The organism is Croceicoccus gelatinilyticus, from assembly GCF_018398395.1.
GTDB lineage: Bacteria > Pseudomonadota > Alphaproteobacteria > Sphingomonadales > Sphingomonadaceae > Croceicoccus > Croceicoccus gelatinilyticus.
Genome location: NZ_JAHCBF010000004.1, coordinates 322002 through 340565, shown reverse-complemented (window position 1 = coordinate 340565; position 18564 = coordinate 322002). Strand labels below are relative to the sequence as shown.

General features: G+C 62.9%; 23 protein-coding genes. 17 read left to right on the top strand and 6 right to left on the bottom strand.

The features are described from left to right. Position 1: 1 nt before the first annotated feature. The 3 genes from rimP to pspF form a co-directional block, all read right to left on the bottom strand. Complete coding sequence (rimP, locus tag KIH45_RS11145) at positions 2 to 577, bottom strand: ribosome maturation protein RimP (protein ID WP_213176058.1); 576 nt, start codon at positions 575 to 577, stop codon at positions 2 to 4. Between the two features lie 146 nt (positions 578 to 723). Further along, complete coding sequence (locus tag KIH45_RS11140) at positions 724 to 1023, bottom strand: hypothetical protein (protein ID WP_213176057.1); 300 nt, start codon at positions 1021 to 1023, stop codon at positions 724 to 726. Positions 1024 to 1067: 44 nt separating this feature from the next. Further along, on the bottom strand, positions 1068 to 2099 hold the full coding sequence (gene pspF, locus KIH45_RS11135) for a phage shock protein operon transcriptional activator (RefSeq protein WP_213176056.1): 1032 nt from the start codon (positions 2097 to 2099) through the stop codon (positions 1068 to 1070). A gap of 154 nt (positions 2100 to 2253) precedes the next feature. Between pspF and KIH45_RS11130 the strand changes: the two genes are divergently transcribed. The 10 genes from KIH45_RS11130 (at position 2254) to KIH45_RS11085 (ending at position 6073) form a co-directional block, all read left to right on the top strand. Further along, positions 2254 to 2412, top strand: a complete 159-nt coding sequence (locus KIH45_RS11130; protein WP_156521614.1) for a hypothetical protein — start codon at positions 2254 to 2256, stop codon at positions 2410 to 2412. Continuing rightward, positions 2409 to 3296 carry a phage shock protein PspA gene (gene pspA, locus KIH45_RS11125; protein WP_213176055.1) on the top strand — a complete coding sequence of 296 codons (888 nt, stop codon included), beginning with the start codon at positions 2409 to 2411 and terminating at the stop codon, positions 3294 to 3296. Before KIH45_RS11130 ends, pspA begins: the two co-directional genes overlap by 4 nt. A gap of 4 nt (positions 3297 to 3300) precedes the next feature. Beyond that, the gene (pspB, locus tag KIH45_RS11120; protein ID WP_213176054.1) at positions 3301 to 3594 is read left to right on the top strand and encodes an envelope stress response membrane protein PspB; all 294 of its coding nucleotides are present in this window, start codon (positions 3301 to 3303) and stop codon (positions 3592 to 3594) included. Continuing rightward, complete coding sequence (pspC, locus tag KIH45_RS11115; RefSeq protein ID WP_213176053.1) at positions 3591 to 3965, top strand: envelope stress response membrane protein PspC; 375 nt, start codon at positions 3591 to 3593, stop codon at positions 3963 to 3965. The genes pspB and pspC overlap by 4 nt, the downstream gene beginning before the upstream one ends. Before the next feature lie 33 nt (positions 3966 to 3998). Next, on the top strand, positions 3999 to 4292 hold the full coding sequence (locus tag KIH45_RS11110; RefSeq protein WP_213176052.1) for a hypothetical protein: 294 nt from the start codon (positions 3999 to 4001) through the stop codon (positions 4290 to 4292). 6 nt (positions 4293 to 4298) lie between these two features. Next, positions 4299 to 4622 carry a hypothetical protein gene (locus tag KIH45_RS11105; RefSeq protein WP_213176051.1) on the top strand — a complete coding sequence of 108 codons (324 nt, stop codon included), beginning with the start codon at positions 4299 to 4301 and terminating at the stop codon, positions 4620 to 4622. Next, a complete protein-coding gene (locus tag KIH45_RS11100) occupies positions 4619 to 4879 on the top strand; it encodes a hypothetical protein (RefSeq protein WP_213176050.1) in 261 nt (86 codons plus the stop codon). Before KIH45_RS11105 ends, KIH45_RS11100 begins: the two co-directional genes overlap by 4 nt. A 28-nt stretch (positions 4880 to 4907) precedes the next feature. Continuing rightward, the gene (locus KIH45_RS11095) at positions 4908 to 5135 is read left to right on the top strand and encodes a hypothetical protein (RefSeq protein ID WP_213176049.1); all 228 of its coding nucleotides are present in this window, start codon (positions 4908 to 4910) and stop codon (positions 5133 to 5135) included. Positions 5136 to 5190: 55 nt separating this feature from the next. Then, complete coding sequence (locus KIH45_RS11090; protein ID WP_213176048.1) at positions 5191 to 5613, top strand: SufE family protein; 423 nt, start codon at positions 5191 to 5193, stop codon at positions 5611 to 5613. Between the two features lie 244 nt (positions 5614 to 5857). Further along, the gene (locus tag KIH45_RS11085; protein WP_213176047.1) at positions 5858 to 6073 is read left to right on the top strand and encodes a hypothetical protein; all 216 of its coding nucleotides are present in this window, start codon (positions 5858 to 5860) and stop codon (positions 6071 to 6073) included. A gap of 73 nt (positions 6074 to 6146) precedes the next feature. Here the strand turns inward: KIH45_RS11085 and KIH45_RS11080 are convergent, their stop codons facing one another. Next, the gene (locus KIH45_RS11080; RefSeq protein ID WP_213176046.1) at positions 6147 to 6683 is read right to left on the bottom strand and encodes a sterol desaturase family protein; all 537 of its coding nucleotides are present in this window, start codon (positions 6681 to 6683) and stop codon (positions 6147 to 6149) included. Positions 6684 to 6751: 68 nt separating this feature from the next. On the opposite strand from KIH45_RS11080, the gene leuC reads away from it, so the two are divergent. The 3 genes from leuC to KIH45_RS11065 all read left to right on the top strand — a co-directional run bounded on the left by leuC (position 6752) and on the right by KIH45_RS11065 (position 10172). Next, positions 6752 to 8179: a 3-isopropylmalate dehydratase large subunit gene (leuC, locus tag KIH45_RS11075; protein WP_213176045.1), complete on the top strand. Its 1428-nt coding sequence runs from the start codon at positions 6752 to 6754 to the stop codon at positions 8177 to 8179. A gap of 1 nt (position 8180) precedes the next feature. Beyond that, complete coding sequence (locus KIH45_RS11070; RefSeq protein WP_213176044.1) at positions 8181 to 8585, top strand: GFA family protein; 405 nt, start codon at positions 8181 to 8183, stop codon at positions 8583 to 8585. A gap of 516 nt (positions 8586 to 9101) precedes the next feature. Continuing rightward, positions 9102 to 10172: an OmpA family protein gene (locus tag KIH45_RS11065; RefSeq protein ID WP_213176043.1), complete on the top strand. Its 1071-nt coding sequence runs from the start codon at positions 9102 to 9104 to the stop codon at positions 10170 to 10172. A gap of 374 nt (positions 10173 to 10546) precedes the next feature. Here KIH45_RS11065 and KIH45_RS11060 read toward each other — a convergent pair whose 3' ends face one another. Next, the gene (locus KIH45_RS11060) at positions 10547 to 11602 is read right to left on the bottom strand and encodes an NAD(P)-dependent alcohol dehydrogenase (RefSeq protein ID WP_213176042.1); all 1056 of its coding nucleotides are present in this window, start codon (positions 11600 to 11602) and stop codon (positions 10547 to 10549) included. Between the two features lie 247 nt (positions 11603 to 11849). Between KIH45_RS11060 and KIH45_RS11055 the strand changes: the two genes are divergently transcribed. The 4 genes from KIH45_RS11055 (at position 11850) to KIH45_RS11040 (ending at position 16621) form a co-directional block, all read left to right on the top strand. Further along, positions 11850 to 13058 (top strand): multidrug effflux MFS transporter, encoded by a 1209-nt coding sequence (locus KIH45_RS11055; protein ID WP_337925464.1) that lies wholly within the window; start codon positions 11850 to 11852, stop codon positions 13056 to 13058. A 103-nt stretch (positions 13059 to 13161) separates the two neighbouring features. After that, a complete protein-coding gene (locus KIH45_RS11050; protein ID WP_213176041.1) occupies positions 13162 to 13578 on the top strand; it encodes a hypothetical protein in 417 nt (138 codons plus the stop codon). Positions 13579 to 13840: 262 nt separating this feature from the next. Beyond that, positions 13841 to 15838 carry a threonine--tRNA ligase gene (gene thrS / locus KIH45_RS11045; RefSeq protein WP_213176040.1) on the top strand — a complete coding sequence of 666 codons (1998 nt, stop codon included), beginning with the start codon at positions 13841 to 13843 and terminating at the stop codon, positions 15836 to 15838. Positions 15839 to 15859: 21 nt separating this feature from the next. After that, a complete protein-coding gene (locus tag KIH45_RS11040; RefSeq protein WP_213176039.1) occupies positions 15860 to 16621 on the top strand; it encodes a helix-turn-helix domain-containing protein in 762 nt (253 codons plus the stop codon). 68 nt (positions 16622 to 16689) lie between these two features. Here the strand turns inward: KIH45_RS11040 and KIH45_RS11035 are convergent, their stop codons facing one another. Beyond that, the gene (locus tag KIH45_RS11035) at positions 16690 to 18558 is read right to left on the bottom strand and encodes a S8 family serine peptidase (RefSeq protein WP_213176038.1); all 1869 of its coding nucleotides are present in this window, start codon (positions 18556 to 18558) and stop codon (positions 16690 to 16692) included. Positions 18559 to 18564 lie beyond the last annotated feature (6 nt).

Sequence of the window (18564 nt, the reverse complement as noted above, 5' to 3'; positions counted from 1 at the left end):
ATCAGTCTTCCTGTTCCTGAAGATCGTCTTCGGTTTCGATGATTTCATCCGCGCCGGTCGTGTCCAGCGGCACGGTGGCCTTGATCAGCTTGTCGGTAAGGACGAGCTTGGCCGAATGAATGGTGGCAAGCGGGATTTCGACCCGCCCGTTCTTGCGGTCTTCGACGACAACGTTATCGCCTTCCAGACCGATGAGGTCGCCGTGAAACGTGCGGCGGTTACTCGTCGGCGCTTTGGCATCCTTGGAAATGTTGATCCGCGCCTCGTGACCTGCCCAGTTGGCATAGTCCTTCGCGCGGGTAAGCGGACGGTCGATGCCCGGGCTGCTGACTTCGAGGCGATAGGCCCCGTCGATCAGGTCGTCGCCGGCTTCTTCCTTGGCGTCCAGCGCGCTGGAGATGCGGCGGGACAGCGCCATGCACTGGTCGATCACCAGCTGGCCCGTCGCCGGGTCCTCGGCCATGACCTGCAGCGTGCGTTCGTCGTCCTGACCGAACAGCTTCACGCGCACGAGGTCGAAGCCGGAAGCCTTTACTTCCTGCTCGATCAGGTCGGTTGCGCGTGCGATGTCGGTCATTCGGTCTCCGGTTGTCAGGTCCCGTATGCATGCGAGAAATCGTGCCGGGGCGTGTCCGCTCCGGCCCGGCCTTGCTTGCGACAATGTCGGGATGAGTCGCCAATTAGGCGCTTTGCGCGCGATTTACAAGTGCGCGCGGCAATCACCTATTCGATCGGTTGGGGGTCTTCCACAGCGGCATCGGCGGCATACCATGCGGCCAGATCATCGTCACCCTCCGCATCGGCGGGCGTATTGCCTAGAAAAGCCATCATTTCGCCCATGCGGCTGACCTGCGCGCCCAGTTCGCCCGCGTTTTCGCCACCATATTGCGAGATCGCCGCGGCCTGAAGCTTTTGCATGACGACCGGATCGTCCCTGTATTTCATGTAAAGCGAGCCGCCCGCGATCGACACGAGAAGGCTGGCAACCGCCATGACACGCATGGCTATCCTGAGACTACGCATCAAATCCCCCGCAATTCCCCGGCGGGCCTTGTACGGCAAAGGCGTTAACTTGCCGTGATCTCGTGCTTCTTCATGCAGTGGCGCAGCTGGTCGTATGTCACGCCCAGCGCTTCTGCCGTCTTGCGCTGGTTCCAGCGATTGCGGTCGAGCGCGGCCTCCACGATCGCCTTTTCGTGGCCGTCGACGGCAAGGCGAAGGTCGGTAACCGCGGAATAGTCGAAGGCGGGTTTCTTCGCGGCAGGTGCAGGAGCAGCGGCAGCGGCAGCGGCGGGGGCCTGCGCGACGGGCGAGGACTTCGGGGCCCAGGGGCTGTCGAAGGGATCGAACACGACTTCGCCGATCGGGATGTCCCACATGTTCCAGCGATAGACCGCGCGTTCGATCACGTTGCGCAATTCGCGCACGTTGCCGGGCCAGTCGTGATCTTCGAGCTGGTCCATGACGCTGTCGGAAAAGCCGGGCCATTCCTCCCATCGGAGCTCTGCGGCCATGCGGCGGCCGAAGAAGTCAGCGAGGACAAGCACGTCGCCCTCACGCGCGCGCAGGGGCGGGAGAGTGATGACTTCGAAGCTCAGCCGGTCGAGAAGGTCGGCGCGGAACTTGCCCTGTTCGGCAAGCGCGGGAAGATCCTCGTTCGTGGCGGCGACGATACGCACGTCGACCCGCTTGGGCCGCGAAGAGCCGATGCGCGTAACTTCGCCATATTCGACCGCGCGCAGCAGGCGTTCCTGCGCGGCCATCGACAACGTGCCCAGTTCGTCAAGGAACAGCGTGCCGCCATCGGCTTCCTCGAACCGGCCTTCGCGCACTTTCGTGGCGCCGGTGAATGCACCTGCCTCGTGCCCGAAAAGTTCGGCCTCGATCAGCGTCTCGGGAAGGGCGGCGCAGTTCATCACGACCAGCGGTTCACCCCAGCGGTCGGACAGGCGGTGCAGGCGCTCGGCAATCAGTTCCTTGCCGGTCCCGCGCTCCCCAATGACGAGGACCGGGCGCGAGAGCGCGGCGGCGCGGCTGGCGCGTTCTACCGCGTCGAGGATCGACTGCGACTGGCCGACGAACTGGTTTTCCCGCTCCATGCCCAAACATTAGCGAAAATTCCCAAGTGATGGCAATATGCCCAGATGTTGGTATGGCGGAAAAACTGCTCAAAGCACTGTTTTTCCGACATAAATTGAAACTGGCACACCTCTTGCTGAATGCTCGGTGAACCCGATTGGAGGAAGGGACACCATGTTCAACCGTCTTGCAAAGCAAAGCCCCGTAGCCTGGTCCTCGATGGCCAGCCTGGTGGCCATGCTGTCGCTCAACGTCTTCGCGCTGAGCCAGCAGCTGCACGAGGCCCCGCAGTTCGCTGCGCCGGCCACGATCGTAGAGGGATCGCTGGCATGAGCGAACCGTTCGACCTCGAACCCGAACGCGAGGAACGTCGCCGTCGCGCCGCTCGCGTGACGAACCGCGAAGAGCGGGCCTCGTCGCGGATCGACAGCGAGGTCGCGCGTCTTCGCAACGGAAACAAGGCCGAGGGACAGGACGCCGTCCGCCCCGAAAGCCGCAGGAACATGGACATTAGCCAGTATGGAGCGCCGTTGATGGGCATCTTTTCCCGTACCCGTGACATTATCGCCGCGAACTTCGCCGACCTGATCGAAAAGGCCGACGATCCGCACAAGATGATCCGCATGATCATCGTCGAGATGGAAGAAACGCTCGTAGAGGTCCGCGCCAGCGCGGCCCGCACGATCGCCGACCAGAAGGAAATGCAGCGCCACCAGCTTCGCCTGGAAAAGCTGCAGTCCGACTGGGGCGAAAAAGCCGAGCTCGCCCTGTCGAAGCAGCGTGAGGATCTGGCCCGCGCCGCTCTTGTCGAAAAGCGCAAGGCCGGCGACCTGTCGACCCAGCTTAAAGCGGAAATCGAACTGCTCGACGAAAGCCTGCGGTCCTATGAAGAGGACATCTCCAAGCTGCAGGGCCGCCTTCGCGAAGCCCGCAGCCGGCAGAGCCAGATCGCGGCCCGCCTCGAAAGCGCGGAAAACCGCTACAAGCTGCGCACGCTGCTTTCGACCGAGCGGGTGGACGAGGCGATGGCCCGTTTCGACCAGCTCGAACGCCGCGTCGACTATGCCGAGGGCCGGGCAGAGGCGATCAGCCTGTCCGCCGCCAAGGGCGAGATGAGCCTGGCTGAACAGATCGACGCCCTAAACATCGACGACACCGTCGATGCCGAACTCGAAGACATGAAGCGCGCCCTCAAGGGCGACGCCAAGGAGGACTGATCCGATGGACATCGAATTTCTTGCCGTACCCATTCTGTTCATCGCTCTGCCGTGGCTCGTGCTTCACTACGTGACCAAGTGGAAGACCGCACCGAAGCTGACCGACGGTGACGAACAGATGCTGGAAGAACTCTACCAGCTCGCCCGCCGCCTCGATGCCCGCATGGATACTGTCGAACGCCTTGTCGCTGCCGACAGCCCGGAATTCGATGCCCCGCGCCTGATCGCGGACAATGCAGAAGACAACGCCTCGCTCGCCGAGATCGAGCGCAAGCTGAAGGAAAGGACCGCACGATGAACACGCCCCGCACCCGCTTCTATCGCAACAAGGCGGAAGGCAAGTTCCTTGGCGTGTGCTCCGGCATCGCCGACTACACCGGGGTCGATGCCATCTGGATCCGTCTGGGCTTCCTGGTCGCGATGTTCACGCTCGGCTGGCCGATCTTCGTCTACTTCGCGATCGGCATGTTCGCCGAAAAGAAGCCGACCGCGCTCTACGCCGACAAGCAGGAAGAAAAGTTCTGGCAGGGCGTACGCCAGTCGCCGGCCCGCTCGGCCCGCGAAGTGCGCAGCCGCTTCCGCGAGATCGACCGCCGCCTTGCCCGCGTGGAAGAGCACTACGTCGACAACAATCGCGCGCTTTCGGCAGAAATCGAAAGCCTGCGCTGATCAATTACGAATTTTCGAGGGGGAAATCGAAAAATGAATCCTGAAACCGTAGTGATGGTGGTCCTGCTCGCACCATTCATGCTGGCCGGACTTTTGATCTGGACCAAGCACAAGCAGAAGGAACTTCAGATGACGAGCGAGCTTTCCGCCGAGAAAGCGGCTCAGTACGCGCAGCACACTTCGCAGCTTGAAGAACGGGTCCGCGTCCTGGAACGCATCGTCACCGACAAGGGCTATGACCTTGCCCACCAGATCGAGGCGCTGCGCGGCGAAGAAAGCGATCTTCGCCTGAACGCACCCATCGAACGTCCCCGCCACGAGGTCTGATCAAACATGCTCGAACTGCTTACACCCGCCGTTCTCGGCACCGGTATCGTCGCCCTTAGCGCTGCCTGGATCATCAACACCGCGATCCGCGTGCGCCACGGCTATCCGCTGGAAAACAGCTGGGGTCGGTCGGTCTATCCCAAGAAGGATGCCGAGACCGCCGAACGCCTGAAGCTGATGACGCAGGAGAACGCCCAGCTTCGCGCCGAGATCGGTTCGATGAAGGATCGTCTCGCCAATGTCGAACGCATCGTCACCGACAGCGGCTATCACCTGACGCAGGAAATCGAACAACTTCGCCTGTCGGGCGAAAAGGAGAAAGTTCAGTGAGTTTCTGGACTGCCATCGTCGTTATCGTGGCCATCGTCACAATCGGCCAGGCCATCCGCTCACGCCACAATTCGGCAGCCGGTTTCGGCTCCGACAAGGACGGCAATGCCGTGCCGCGCGCCGATACCGGGCGTGAGCGTGAGCTGGAAAACGAAGTTTCAGAACTGAAAGAGCGGATCAAGGTGCTGGAGCGGATCGCATATGACGACCGCAAGCGGCTTGGCCTTGCCGACGAAATCGAAAGCCTGCGCGACTGAGCGCCAATGCAAGGAAGGGGAACAGGACATGGCCTTTGAAACTTTGACCATCGCGATCGCCGCCCTTGCCGCTGTCGCCATCGTGACCATGGCCGCACTGCGCGGCTGGCAGGGGTATCTTGCGCTGCGGATGCAGGAAATCGGCCGCGCCGATGACCGTCCCGGTGACGGCGTGCCTGCCGCCCGCATCGAACTGGCAGACCTGAAGGAACGCGTCCGCCAGCTTGAGGCCATCGCGGCCGGCGTCGAACTATAAGGCGGGGAACTATGAAGCGTTGATCGATTGCGCGCGGCTCGCTAGCGGGTGGGCCATGCGATCGATCGACGACATTGCCGAAGAGTACGAGTTCCTCGAAGGGGACGAACGCTACCGCCTCCTCATCGAACTGGGCCGCGAGCTTGAACCCATGCCCGACGCGCTCAAGACAGAGGCGACGCAGGTCAAGGGATGCTCCGCCGCGGTCTGGGTCTATCCCACCCGCGTCGGCGAAGGCAGCGAGGAGAAGCTGCACTTCCTGGCCGACAGCAATGCCGCGATCACCAAGGGCATCGTCGCTCTCGTCATTTCGGCGGTGCAGGACCGTCCGGCCAGCGAAGTGGCAGGGACCGACATTGCCGCCTGTCTCGACCCGTTCGATCTCAAGAATCAGCTGTCGTCGAACCGGACGCAGGGCGTGCCCAACATGATCGCCCTGATTCGCGAAACGGCGGCCCGGATCGCGTCGGAAAGCTAGGATTTCCGCGCTTTTCACGCTGCACCTGCGAACTGGAGCGGCGATTTTCACGCCTTGCCCCGCGAAACGGGCGCCTGACCTCGCACGCGCAACATAAGTGCGCAAAATGCGGGACTCCGCGCATCATTCGTGCTACAAGGGTAATCGGCGCGCGAGTACATCAATTTACAAGCAAGCCTTCAACCAGACCCGTTCACCCAAGGACGGGCCGATGCCAACATGTCTGCCGAGGGAGAGCGGCACCATGGAAGACTTCAACATCCTCCTGCTCAATGAGCAGGTCGAGCTGATCCGCGCCCAATGCGCCAAGACGCAGGCAGAGCGGGTTCAGCATTGCAGGGAAGCGGAAAGCTTCGGAAGGCAGATCGAAGATCATGCCTTTCCGTATCGTTCAGTTGCCCAGAACGGCCGCCGGCTGTTCGACGCGCACAGTTACGATGACCTGCTGACGACGCACTGACGAGCAGAACACTATAAAGGGACGCGTATGGGCCGGAGCCAAGCCGGACCTGCGCGTCCCTTTTCCTTTGCAATCAAATCGATGAGGTCTGGTCGCTGGCTTGCGACTTGCGCAGTTGTGCCTGGCCCAGCCGCTTCTGCCGCATCAGGTCCTGCTTCAGCCTGTCGGGATGGCGGGCGATCACGAAGCCGAAGCTGACTCCGCCTTCCTTGCCGTGCGTCGCGTGGTGCAGGTTATGCGCCTGGACCAGCCGCTTCAGGTATCCGCGGCGCGGCACGTAGCGGAACCAGCGCTGGTGGACGAGCCCGTCGTGAACCAGCGTATAGATCACGCCATAGACAAGGATACCCAGCCCGATCCACGTCGCAGGCTCCCACGCAGACGCGCCCATGACGAGCGGGCTGCCCAGCGCGAACATCGAAATGCTCATCGCCGCGCCGACAAGGGCATAGAGGTCGTTCTTCTCGAAAAAGCCGTCGTGGCGCTGGTGATGATCGCGGTGCCAGCCCCAGCCAAAGCCGTGCATGATGTACTTGTGCGAGACCCAAGCGATGAATTCCATCGCCGCAGCGCTTGCCAGTACGATCAGTATCTTCTCGGTAAGACCCATGGCGCCCTGATACCCGCCCGTGTCAGTGCTTGCAATCGGCGGCTCAGGCGCGCAAATGCGCGCTCATCATGACCGAACAAGCGCGCACTCTCTACGAGAAGATCTGGGACGCCCACGTCGTTGAACGCCGTGATGATGGCACCTGTCTCATCTACATCGACCGTCACCTCGTCCACGAAGTGACCAGCCCGCAGGCCTTCGAGGCGCTACGCGTTTCGGGCCGCAAGGTGCGCCGCCCCGATCTCACGCTTGCCGTGCCCGACCACAACCTGCCGACCACTGCGCGCCGCGATGCTGCGGGCAACCGTGTGCCGATCGCCGATCCGCAAAGCGCGCAGCAGCTGGCAGCGCTGGAACGCAACGCGCCCGAATTCGGCATCCACCTCATCGGCGATGCCGATCTGGAACAGGGCATCGTCCATGTCGTCGGCCCCGAACAGGGCTTCTCGCTGCCCGGCACCACGATCGTCTGCGGCGATTCGCATACCGCTGCGCACGGCGGTCTGGGTGCGCTGGCCTTCGGAATCGGCACGAGCGAGGTGGAGCATGTGCTCGCCACGCAGACACTTTTGCTGAAACAGTCCAAGACGATGGAAGTCCGCGTCGAAGGCAAGCTGGGTGCTGGCGTCACGCCCAAGGACGTCGTCCTGCACGTCATCGGCGTCATCGGCACTGCCGGCGGCACCGGCCACGTGATCGAATTCTGCGGTTCCACGTTCGAGGACATGAGCGTCGAGGGCCGCATCACCGTGTGCAACATGGCGATCGAAGGCGGCGCGCGCGCAGGCCTGATCGCGCCGGACGAAAAGACCTTCGCCTATGTGAAGGGCCGCCCGATGGCGCCGACCGGCGAGGACTGGGACAAGGCGCTGGCCTGGTGGAAGACGCTTCCCACCGATGCGGGCGCGAAGTTCGACAAGTCGGTCCACATCGACGCTGCCGACATCCAACCGACCGTCACCTGGGGCACCAGCCCCGAAGACACTGTCGCCATCGGCGGCGTCGTCCCCGATCCGTCAAGCTTTGCCGATCCATCGAAGCAAAAGGCCGCGCAGGCCAGCCTCGACTACATGGGCCTGACGCCGGGCACAAAGATGGCCGACATTCCGGTCGAAAACGTCTTCATCGGGTCCTGCACCAACAGCCGCATCGAGGATCTTCGCGCCGCTGCCGACGTCGTTCGTGGCCGCAAGAAGGCCGGTGGCGTGAAGTGGGCGATCGTCGTTCCGGGCTCCGGCCTCGTCAAGCAGCAGGCTGAGGAAGAGGGCCTCGACAAGGTCTTCACCGATGCCGGCCTCGAATGGCGCGAACCGGGCTGTTCGGCGTGCCTTGCGATGAACCCCGACAAGGTGCCTGCGGGCGAACGCTGCGCATCGACCAGCAACCGCAACTTCGTGGGCCGTCAGGGTCCGGGTGCTCGAACCCACCTGCTCAGCCCCGCGATGGCGGCGGCGGCAGCGGTGACCGGCCACCTTACTGACGTTCGCGACCTGTGACGTGAAAGGGCACTGCGCTTGCGGAACGGTTACCGTGACGCTGGCGCGAAGGCCCGACTACGTGAACTTCTGCAACTGCTCCGCCTGCCGCCCGATGGGCGCAGGGTGGGGCTATTTCGCGTCGGGCGAAGTCGAGATCGCGGGCAAGACGGCCGAATTCGGCCGCACCGATATCGAACGCTGCCTGACCTTCCACTTCTGCCCCGCCTGCGGATCGACCGTCGCGTGGACGCCCTACGGTGAGACTGCCGGCGACCGCATGGGTGTGAACATGCGGCTTTTCCCGCTGGATGAGCTGACCGGCATCCCCGCGGTCTGGTCCGACGGCCTCGCCATGACCGATGACAGCGACACGCCAACCCCGCGCACTGGCAAGGGCGCGATGGGCGACGGCAAGGCGTTCTGACGAATGGGCACGTGCGATTTCGCCAAGCTGTCGCAAATGTCGGCCACGATGCGGCTCGCCTGAACCATAAAAACAGCCTGATAAATGTTTTGCTGCTTGATTTGCGGTTTAGGGGATTGATAGGAAATTCGTCGTAGGCACAGCCATCTTGCCTATCGTTACGGGATGGCGAGGTCTACGGAACTGGATCAGGAGGACAATTTCCAGTTGATTATCAGGTCCTTGTTATAGGGTTTTTGCCCATTCCGGATTGATCACGCTGCCCCCCTGAACAGGCGTGATCAGAAGGATAGGTCGAACAATCTTGCACAGGCAAAAGTTACCGTTCTTCCGAATTGGTGAATCCTGTGCGACAAGGTGAGTCATCAGATTGTCTTGCTGGATGGGCATCGAGCGCCCATCATGCCTGAACATAATGTTTTTTTAGCGAAAGTTCGAAAAAGGGGGAACGAATTTAGCTTGAAGTGCGTTTTGGGCGAACTGAGCTCGAATATTCGAATTTTTCAGGAGGAAAATATGAGGAAAGCCATTGTTGGCTTCGCTCTGGCTTCGACGGTGCTGTCTGCGCCGGCGATGGCCCGTGACGATGCCTGGTATATCGAACTCGACGGCGGTGCTACGCTGACCGAGAATACCGATGTCGAAATCAACGACGTCGAAAATGCTGCCGAACTGGATTGGGACTACGGTTCGGATCTTGGTGGCATCGTGGGTTACGACTTCGGCGGCTTCCGCCTCGAAGCCGAAACCGCATGGAAGCATGGCGGCGACGATGGCATCACCATCGGCGGTACCGACATCGCTGACGAAGACGTCTCGGTGAACTACGACACGCTGAGCTTCATGCTCAACGGTATGCTCGACTTCGGTGACGACGACGGCCTGCAGGGCTTCATCGGCGCAGGTGCCGGTGTTGCACGCACCGACGTCGAAGGCGCTGGTTATCTTGACGATTCCGACACCGGTTTCGCTTGGCAGGCAATCGCGGGCATCCGCACGCCGCTGACCGACAACTGGGACGTTGGCCTCAAGTATCGCTACTTCCGTCACGACGACATCAAGGCTGTCTCGGAAACCGGCGACACCATCGATCACGATCTGCGCACGCACTCGCTGATGGCGACGCTGGCGTACAACTTCGGCATGGCTCCGCCGCCGCCGCCGCCGCCGCCGCCGCCGCCGCCGCCGCCGCCCCCGCCGCCCCCGCCGCCCCCGCCGCCGCCGCCGGCAGCGGTCTGCAACACGGGTCCGTACATCGTGTTCTTCGACTGGGATTCGGCTGAAATCACCCCTGAGGCTGCAAGCATCCTCGACAGCGCCGTTGCGGCTTACGCCGATTGCGACAGCGTTCCGATCATGCTCGCAGGCTACACCGACCGTTCGGGTTCGGTGCAGTACAACATGGGCCTGTCCGAGCGTCGTAACGACTCGGTCCAGTCCTACCTCACGGCCCGCAGCATCCCGGCATCGGCCATCACGAGCGAAGCTTTCGGTGAAAGCAACCCGCGCGTGCCGACCGCCGACGGTGTTCGCGAACTCCAGAACCGCCGCGTGGAAATCACGTACGGTCCGGGTTCGGGCATGTAATTCTTTCCGATCACTCGGAAACGAAACAAGAGAAAGGGGCCGGTTCACGCCGGCCCCTTTTTTGTTGTCTGGCTGTCACGATTTTGCCGAAAGAACGCGTGCGCCGACCAATAAAAAGGGGCCGGTTCGCACCAGCCCCAATGTTTCTATTGTAGCAGCGGTGACAGCTTCACCTGATCCACCGACTTGGCGCTGTGCTCGTCAAGCCGGACAGCAGGTTGCGCTGCTGGATTCCAGGCTTGGCTGGGCGCTGCCCAAGGCCTAGAAAAAAGGAAGGCCGCCAGTGCGGCGGCCTTCCGGATAGTCCTGATATCGCTGCCGGTCTCCGGCACATCGCGGACGCGCGACTTGCGCCGCCCGCGTTGCCGGCAAGATCAGGCGGCAGGGCCTTCGAGCGAAGCCATGTCGATCACGAAGCGATAGCGAACGTCGCTGCGGTCGAGCCGGTCGTAAGCCTCGTTGATCTGGTCGATCGAGATCATCTCGACATCGGGCAGGACGTTATGTTCGGCACAGAAGTCGAGCATTTCCTGCGTTTCCGCGATACCGCCGATCAGCGAACCGGCCACGCGGCGGCGACCGAAAATGAGCGGAACGGTTGTCGGCTGGCCGATCGGACCGATCTGGCCGACGAGGGCAAGTGTGCCATCGATGTCGAGCAGCGGCAGGTAGGGGTTGATGTCGTGATCGACCGGTACCGTATCAATGATCACGTCAAATCCGTTCGCGGCCTTGGCCATCGCCTCTTCGTCGCTCGACAGCAGAAAGGCATTGGCACCCAGTTCGTCCGCGTCCTTCGCCTTGTCGGGCGTGCGGCTGATCATGGTGACGTGCGCGCCCATGGCCGATGCGATCTTCACCGCCATGTGGCCAAGCCCGCCAAGTCCGATCACCGCGACGCGGCTGCCCTTGGTGACGCCGAACGTGCGCAGCGGCGAGTAGGTGGTGATACCGGCACATAGCAGCGGCGCTGCCTTTGCGATGTCGAGGCCTTCGGGCATCTTCAGGACGAACTCCTCGCGCGAGACTAGGTGCTTGGCATAGCCGCCCTGCGTGATCTTGCCGTCGATGCGGTCCGGAGCGCCATAAGTCGGCGTGAAACCTTCGCGGCAATACTGTTCCTGGTCCTTCTCGCACTGGTCGCAGTGCTGACAGCTGTCGACGATGCAGCCGACCGCGACGATATCGCCCACGGCATGATTGTTGACAGAGGAACCCACCTCGATCACGCGGCCGACGATTTCATGGCCCGGCACGACCGGATAGACCGCGTTGCCCCAATCGTTGCGGACCGTGTGAAGGTCGGAGTGACAGACCCCGCAGTAGAGCACTTCGAACGCGACGTCGTTGTCGCGCAAGTCGCGATATTCGAAAGTGTAGGGGACGAGGTCCGAATGCGCGTCATGCGCGGCGTAAGCAGTTGTTTTCATGTTTGCTCCGTTTGGATCCGGATTCTTCCGGACAGATTGCTGCAGCGCACAATATAGGGGGTGGGACGCAGCGGATAACGGGGGCAAAACTGGATGCAGCTATGAGCAGGATTCATCGAACCTGCCGTGCGCGTGGTCATCCCCTGTATCGAAGTGCGTCGATTAACAGGCGGAAAGGCGCCTAGGGCTGGCGGCGGCCGGTGTGAATTGCTTGCCGAAGACGCCGGTCACTGAAATGAGAGTGCGCGTGACCGTACAGAACACCATGACCGGCGGGCGTAACTTGCGCCTTCTCGCCATTTTGAGCGCGCTGATCGGTTTCGCTTCCATCTCTACCGACCTCTACCTGCCCGCGATGCCAACGATGGCGCGGGCTTTGAACGCGGGGCTTGGCGCGACCGAATGGACTGTGTCGGGCTATCTCGTCGGTTTCTGCATCGGGCAACTGATTTGGGGGCCGGTCGGCGACCGCTATGGCAGGCGTGTGCCGGTGGCCTGCGGCATCGCGCTGTTCGTGGTCGGATCAGCTGCCTGCGCACTATCGCCCACGATCTGGGCCGTGATCGGCGCGCGGGTCGTGCAGGCACTGGGCGCGTCGGCTGGCGTGGTGCTGGGCCGGGCGATGATCCGCGATCTCTATGCCGGGCCACAGGCCGCGGCGATGATGTCGACGCTGATGACGGTGATGGCGGTTGCGCCGCTGATCGGGCCTTTGCTGGGCGGGCAGATCCTGCTGATCGGTGGGTGGCGCGTGATCTTCTGGTGTCTTGCCGGGTTTGGCATCTTGATGCTGGCCGCACTGATCACGCTTCCCGAAACGCTGCCGCCGCGAAGGCGACAATCGATCGGACTGGGCGAGGCGCTGGGGCGTTACGTGGCCTTGCTGAAGCATCGGCGTATCCTGGCCTACACGGGTGCGGGTGGGTTCTTCTATGCCGGGATGTTCGCCTATATCGCAGGTTCTCCGTTTGCCTACATCGACTATCACGGGCTGCCCGCGCAGCATTACGGCTGGCTTTTCGGGCTCAACATTCTTGGCATCATGGGGGCCAACCTCATCAATGCGCGGCTGGTCCACCGCTACGGTGTCGACGCGATGCTGAAGGCGGGCATCGTGCTGGCCGCGGTGTCCGCGCTGGGCGTTGCGATCGCGTCAATCACTGACTTCGGCGGTTTGGCCGGACTGGTCGTGACGCTGTTCTTCTATGCCGCCGCCGCCGGGTTCGTCATTGCCAACTCGATCACCGGCGCGATGGAGATCGTACCCGAGCGTTCCGGCGCGGTCTCTGCGCTGGTCGGTGCCTTGCAATATGGCAGCGGCATCTTCTCGTCATTGCTGGTCGGCCTGTTCGCCGACGGCACGCCGCGTCCGATGGGTGCGATCGTGCTGGTGACCGCGATCGCCGCGCTGCTTAGCGTTATGGCACTGGGGCGGGGCGGGCACGACGGGGTTTGAGATAGTCCAAACCGTTTCCCGTGGTCCTCCGTTTTGGCGGATCTGGGAAAGAGGCGTATGATGCCTGCGTGGAACGCGCTTCCGGCGCGAACAGGGGGTTCGGATGGTCAGAAAATCGGTTCTTGTCGCAGGCGTCGTCGGCGCAGCCATGATGACGCCCGGCGCGGCGGCCGCGCAGGACGCGGCGGAAAGCGCGCTTATCCTTGGCGGCACGGGGCAGGCGACAGGCTCTGCCCAGCGCAATCTTGGACGTTCGATCACCGGCTCGATCAACCGCGCCAGCAGCGCGCTCAGCACGACGCGGCAGGCCCGTTCCGTCCGCCCGCACGCGCCATCGCGCCGCCGTGGTGGTGGTGGCGGCTATGCCGTGCCCGCCGGGGTCGATGCGCTCGAAGGGACGGATGCGGAAACCTACGATCTGGCCAATGGCAGCGCGATCCGGGTCAGCGGCGGTTTCCGCCCCGGACAGGGTTCGCACTGCGTCGAGAACTGCAAGGCCCCGCCCGCCGAAAGCGAATAGGCCGAAAGGCATGACAGGCGCGCCCGCGCGTGCTAGTCGCGCTGCCATGGCCATCACGCTGACAACCACGACGACTACCACCACCCGGACTACTCCCGGGCGGACGGTCGCGCGCTAGCCAGCAAGCCACCGCCGCCCGCACGGTTCGGGCAAGGGCGGCGTCTCCTTTTCCCGATCGGGCAAACCTTTCCCAGACGCCTCTTTGCGTGTGCGCCTCCATGTGCCATGGCCGCCCGTAATTCGAATTCGAGACGAAGAGACGATGACGCAGCTTCTGAAGATCAGCCTGCCCGACGGTTCGGTACGCGAAATGGAGCCTGGCTCCACCCCGGCGGATGTTGCCGCCGCGATCGGCCCCGGCCTCGCCAAGGCTGCGATTGCCGCCAAGGTGGACGGCGAACTGGTGGACCTCTCGCGCCCCTTTACCGGCGATGCGCAGCTCGCTCTCGTCACCTCGCGCGACGAGGAAGAGGCGCTGGAACTCGCCCGCCACGACTATGCCCACGTTCTGGCAGAGGCGGTGCAGGCCCTTTGGCCCGGCACGCAGATCACCTTCGGCCCGGCCACCGACGACGGGTTCTACTATGACGTGATGGCGCCCGCCTCGCGCGAACCGTTCTCCATGGACGATCTTCCCGCCATCGAGGAAAAGATGCGCGAGATCATCAAGGCCGACAAGCCGCTGCGCCGCGAGGTCTGGACCCGCCAGCAGCTGATCGACAAGTGGTCGTCCGAGGGTGAGACCTTCAAGGCCGAGTGGGCCGCCGAACTGCCCGAGGGCGAGGAACTGACCGTTTACTGGTCGGGTAACGACTGGCTCGACATGTGCCGCGGTCCGCACCTGCCCTCGACGGGCAAGCTGGATCCGCAGGCCTTCAAGCTGATGCGCGTTGCCGGTGCCTACTGGCGCGGCGACCAGAAGAACGCGCAGCTGACGCGCATCTACGGCACCGGCTGGCTCAACAAGAAGCAGCTCAATGCCTATCTTACGCGGCTGGAAGAGGCCGCCAAGCGTGACCACCGCAAGCTGGGCCGCGAGATGGACCTGTTCCACCTGCAGGAAGAGGCACACGGCAGCGTCTTCTGGCACCCGCACGGCTATGTCATCTGGCGCGAGCTCGAAGCCTACATGCGCCGCGCCATCGACGGTGCGGGCTATAACGAGGTGAAGACCCCGCAGGTCATGGACGCGCGCCAGTGGGAGCAGTCCGGCCATTGGGGCAAGTACCGCGAGAACATGTTCGTCATTCCCGACGAAGTGCCGAACGTGGAAGATGAAGGCGCGATCGTCAGCGGCGATGCCGACTGGATGGCGCTGAAGCCGATGAACTGCCCCGCGCACGTCCTGATCTTCCGCCAGGGGATCAAGTCGTACCGCGACCTTCCCTTGCGCATTTACGAAAACGGCTGCTGCCACCGCAACGAGCCGCACGGCGCGCTGCATGGTCTCATGCGCGTGCGCCAGTTCACGCAGGACGACGCGCACATCTTCTGCCGCGAAGACCAGATCGTCGACGAAGTCCGCGCCTTCTGCGAACTGGCGGACCGGGTCTACAAGGACTTCGGCTTTACTTATTCGATCAAGCTCGCCCTGCGCCCCGAAAAGCGTTTCGGCAGCGATGCGGACTGGGACAAGGCCGAGGACGAACTGCGCAACGCGGTCATGGAAGCGGGCCTCGCGACGGAAGAATACGGCTGGGAAGAACTGCCCGGCGAAGGCGCGTTCTATGCGCCCAAGCTCGAATGGCACCTGACCGACGCCATCGGCCGCACCTGGCAGGTCGGCACGATCCAGTCGGACCGCGTCCTGCCCGAACGCCTCGACGCGACTTACGTGGGCGAGGATGGCAGCAAGCACCGTCCGGTCATGCTGCACCGCGCGATCTTCGGTTCTTATGAACGGTTTATCGGCATCCTGATCGAACACTTCGCAGGCCGCCTGCCGGTCTGGCTCGCCCCGGTGCAGGCCGTGGTCGCGACGATCGTGTCCGACGCCGATGGCTATGCGAACGAGGCGGTTGCCAAGCTGAAGGCCGCAGGGATCCGCGTCGAAAGCGACCTTCGTAACGAGAAGATCAACTACAAGGTGCGCGAACATTCCCACGCCAAGGTCCCGCACCTGCTGGTCGTCGGCATGCGCGAGGCCGAGGAAGGCACTGTTGCCGTCCGCACGCTGGGCCAGCAGCACCAGAAGGTGATGAGCCTTGATGAAGCGATCGCCATGCTGAAGACCGAGGCCAGCGCGCCCGACATTCGGTAAGGCGCGAAAGAGAGGGGCGCGATGACCGATCCGACCGAGAGCCTGACTTCGCGGGAAAAGGAAACCCTGCGAATGCTGCTCGCCGGTCACGAGGCGAAGTCCATCGCGTCCGAGCTTGGCCTGTCGGTTCACACGGTGAACGACAGGCTGCGCAATGCCCGTCAGAAACTCGGGGTGACCAGCAGCCGCGAGGCCGCAAGAATCTTGGGTGAGGCGGAGGCGCAGGCACCCCAAAATCTTGCACCCGAAGAAATCGGGGGCGCGCCGCCTGCTGCGGGCATAATAGAACAAGGGCATGTCGAACGCCGCCGCCGGGGCCTGCCCCTCGTGTGGCTAGCCGGAGGAATGCTCATCATGTCACTCATCATCGCACTTGCCGTTCTGGGCGGCGTTGGCGCCGGAAGTAGCGCACAGCCCGAAAAGACCGAAGCGGTCCAGCAAGTCGCATCGCAAAGCGAGGCCGCCGCGCGAAGCTGGCTAAAGCTTACCGATGCGGCCGAATACGAGCAAAGCTGGCAGGAAGCCGGAGAGCTGTTTCACGCAGGCGTCACCGCCGAACGCTGGGCCGAAATGGCAAAGCCGGTCCGCGGGCCCCTTGGCGCTATCCAGTCGCGCACGCTGGTGAAGGCAACGGCACGCGAAAAGCTGCCCAATGCGCCGGATGGCGAATACGAAATGCTGGAATTCGCCTCTGACTTCGCCAAGGCGCCGTCGGCGATCGAAACGGTCGTCATGCGCAAGGAAGGCGCGGACTGGAAAGTCGTGGGCTACTTCATCCGCTGATACGAAAAACGGCGCGGGCCGCGTGATGCCGCCCGCGCCGTTTTTCATGGTTCCCCTAAAGCGGTTGGTCAGTCCATGCTTTCCAGCATGGCGACCGCTGCCTTCGGGTTGATGTTGTTGCGGCGCCCGTCCTCTGTCGGCGTCGCGGTTTCGACGATGATGTCCTTCACTTGCGTCGGCGTGAGCGAAGGGTCGAGCGCGATCAGCTTGGCCGCGAGATTCGCAACATTGGGCGATGCCATCGACGTGCCGGAAAACGGGATGGTGCGCCCGCCAGGAACGTAGCTGGGCACTTCGAAGCCGTTGGCGTGGACCACGACATTCTCGCCATAGCTGGTGAAGCCGGTTTCATCGCCCGCCTGGTCGACCGCGCCGACGGTTAGCATGTTGGGCAGCACGAAGCTCGACGGCATGGATTCGTCGAAGCTGTTCGAACTGTCCGAATTGCCCGCCGCAGTGACGAACAAGATGTCGGGTGCGCCCTCGATCGCGGCGAACAATGCGTCACGCTCGATATCGAACAGGCGGCGGGCCATGGCCTTACGCTCTTGCGCGTCCTTGCCCATGCCGTGCTTTTCCAGCGCCGGTTCATAGCCTGCGGGCGATCCGCCCCAGCTCATGTTGACGACGCGCACGTTGTTCTTTTTGAACCAGTCGACATAGGCGTGCATCGTGGCGGCGGACCGCTCTGCCAGTTCCACGGTCGGTTTGGGCGGCATCGTTTCCCAGTTGAAGGTAATGCGGCCATAGGCCAGCCGGATCGCAGGGTTTCCGCGTGCGGCGATGCCGGCAACGTGCGTCCCGTGCGAGTAGTTGCCGAACAGGCCCAGCGTTTCGAAATAGTCTTCGGTATCCTCGGGCTTCAGGTTCGCGATACGCGCGGCAACGGCATCGGCCTCCGGGCTTTCGATCGAGTTCTGAAGGTCGCTCAACCCCTTCATATCGTCCTGCATGCCCGGATAGCGCGCTTCCTGCGCATCGGTCAGCGGCTGCAGGTCGCCCAGTTCGGGCATGGACAGCAGGTCGAAGGCAATACCGCTCTCGTCCGTGGTCTCCGTCGGGGTTGCGCCGGTGTAGACGCGGCCCGGGAAGAGATCGAGATCGACGCCCGAATCCCAGATAGCGACGACCACGGGGGTCAGGTCGTCGTCTTCGGTTAGCGTCACTTCACGCTCTTCCCAGATGTCGGGCTTGCGCACGTCGTTGGCGGCGATCTGCTTGGACAGGACCTGTGCGGTCTCGTCCGCAACCGGCACCCAGCGGTTCATCGAATAGCGCAAGTAGACCAGCGTCGATGCGATATTCTGCGAGATGTTGCCGTTGTTGGCTTCGTAGGTCGGGTCCAGATCGACTTGCGCGACACCGATCAGCCTGCCGGTGCCGGCGATCAGCGCACTGCGCTTCATCGACTTCAAGCCGGTGCCAACGACATCCCACGGAAGCTGCGACACTGCCTTTTCGAGGTAGCTGGCATAGGCCATTTCATAGACCTCGCCGCTGGACGCACGGGCCTGTTCGGTCGCGTGGATCATGGCCTCTTCGCGGATGCCGTTGATCAGCCTGGCATCGGGCTTTTCCTCAAGCGCGCGTTCCTGGCCAATGGTCTTCATCGTGACCGAATCGTTGCCCTTCAGCAGCGCGATCTTGCCCTTCAGGTCGAGCACGCTGCGCATCGTCGCCTTGTCCTCGATCAGGTACTTGGCGAGCGTGTCGTCGAGATCTGCCTCTACATTCGTGGCAAAGGCGTTGAACGTGGCGTCGTCGGCGACGAGAAGCTCGCTCGGCTTCATGTCGATCTTGTAGGTAAAGCGCGGCAGATCGTCCTGTGTCTTGACGATGATGCGCCCGTCCTCCGCCTTGTCCTGCGCAAAGGCAGGCATGGCGACAAGCGAGGAGCAGGCAAGCAAGGTTGCTGCCAGAATACGGCTCTTGAACATGGATTC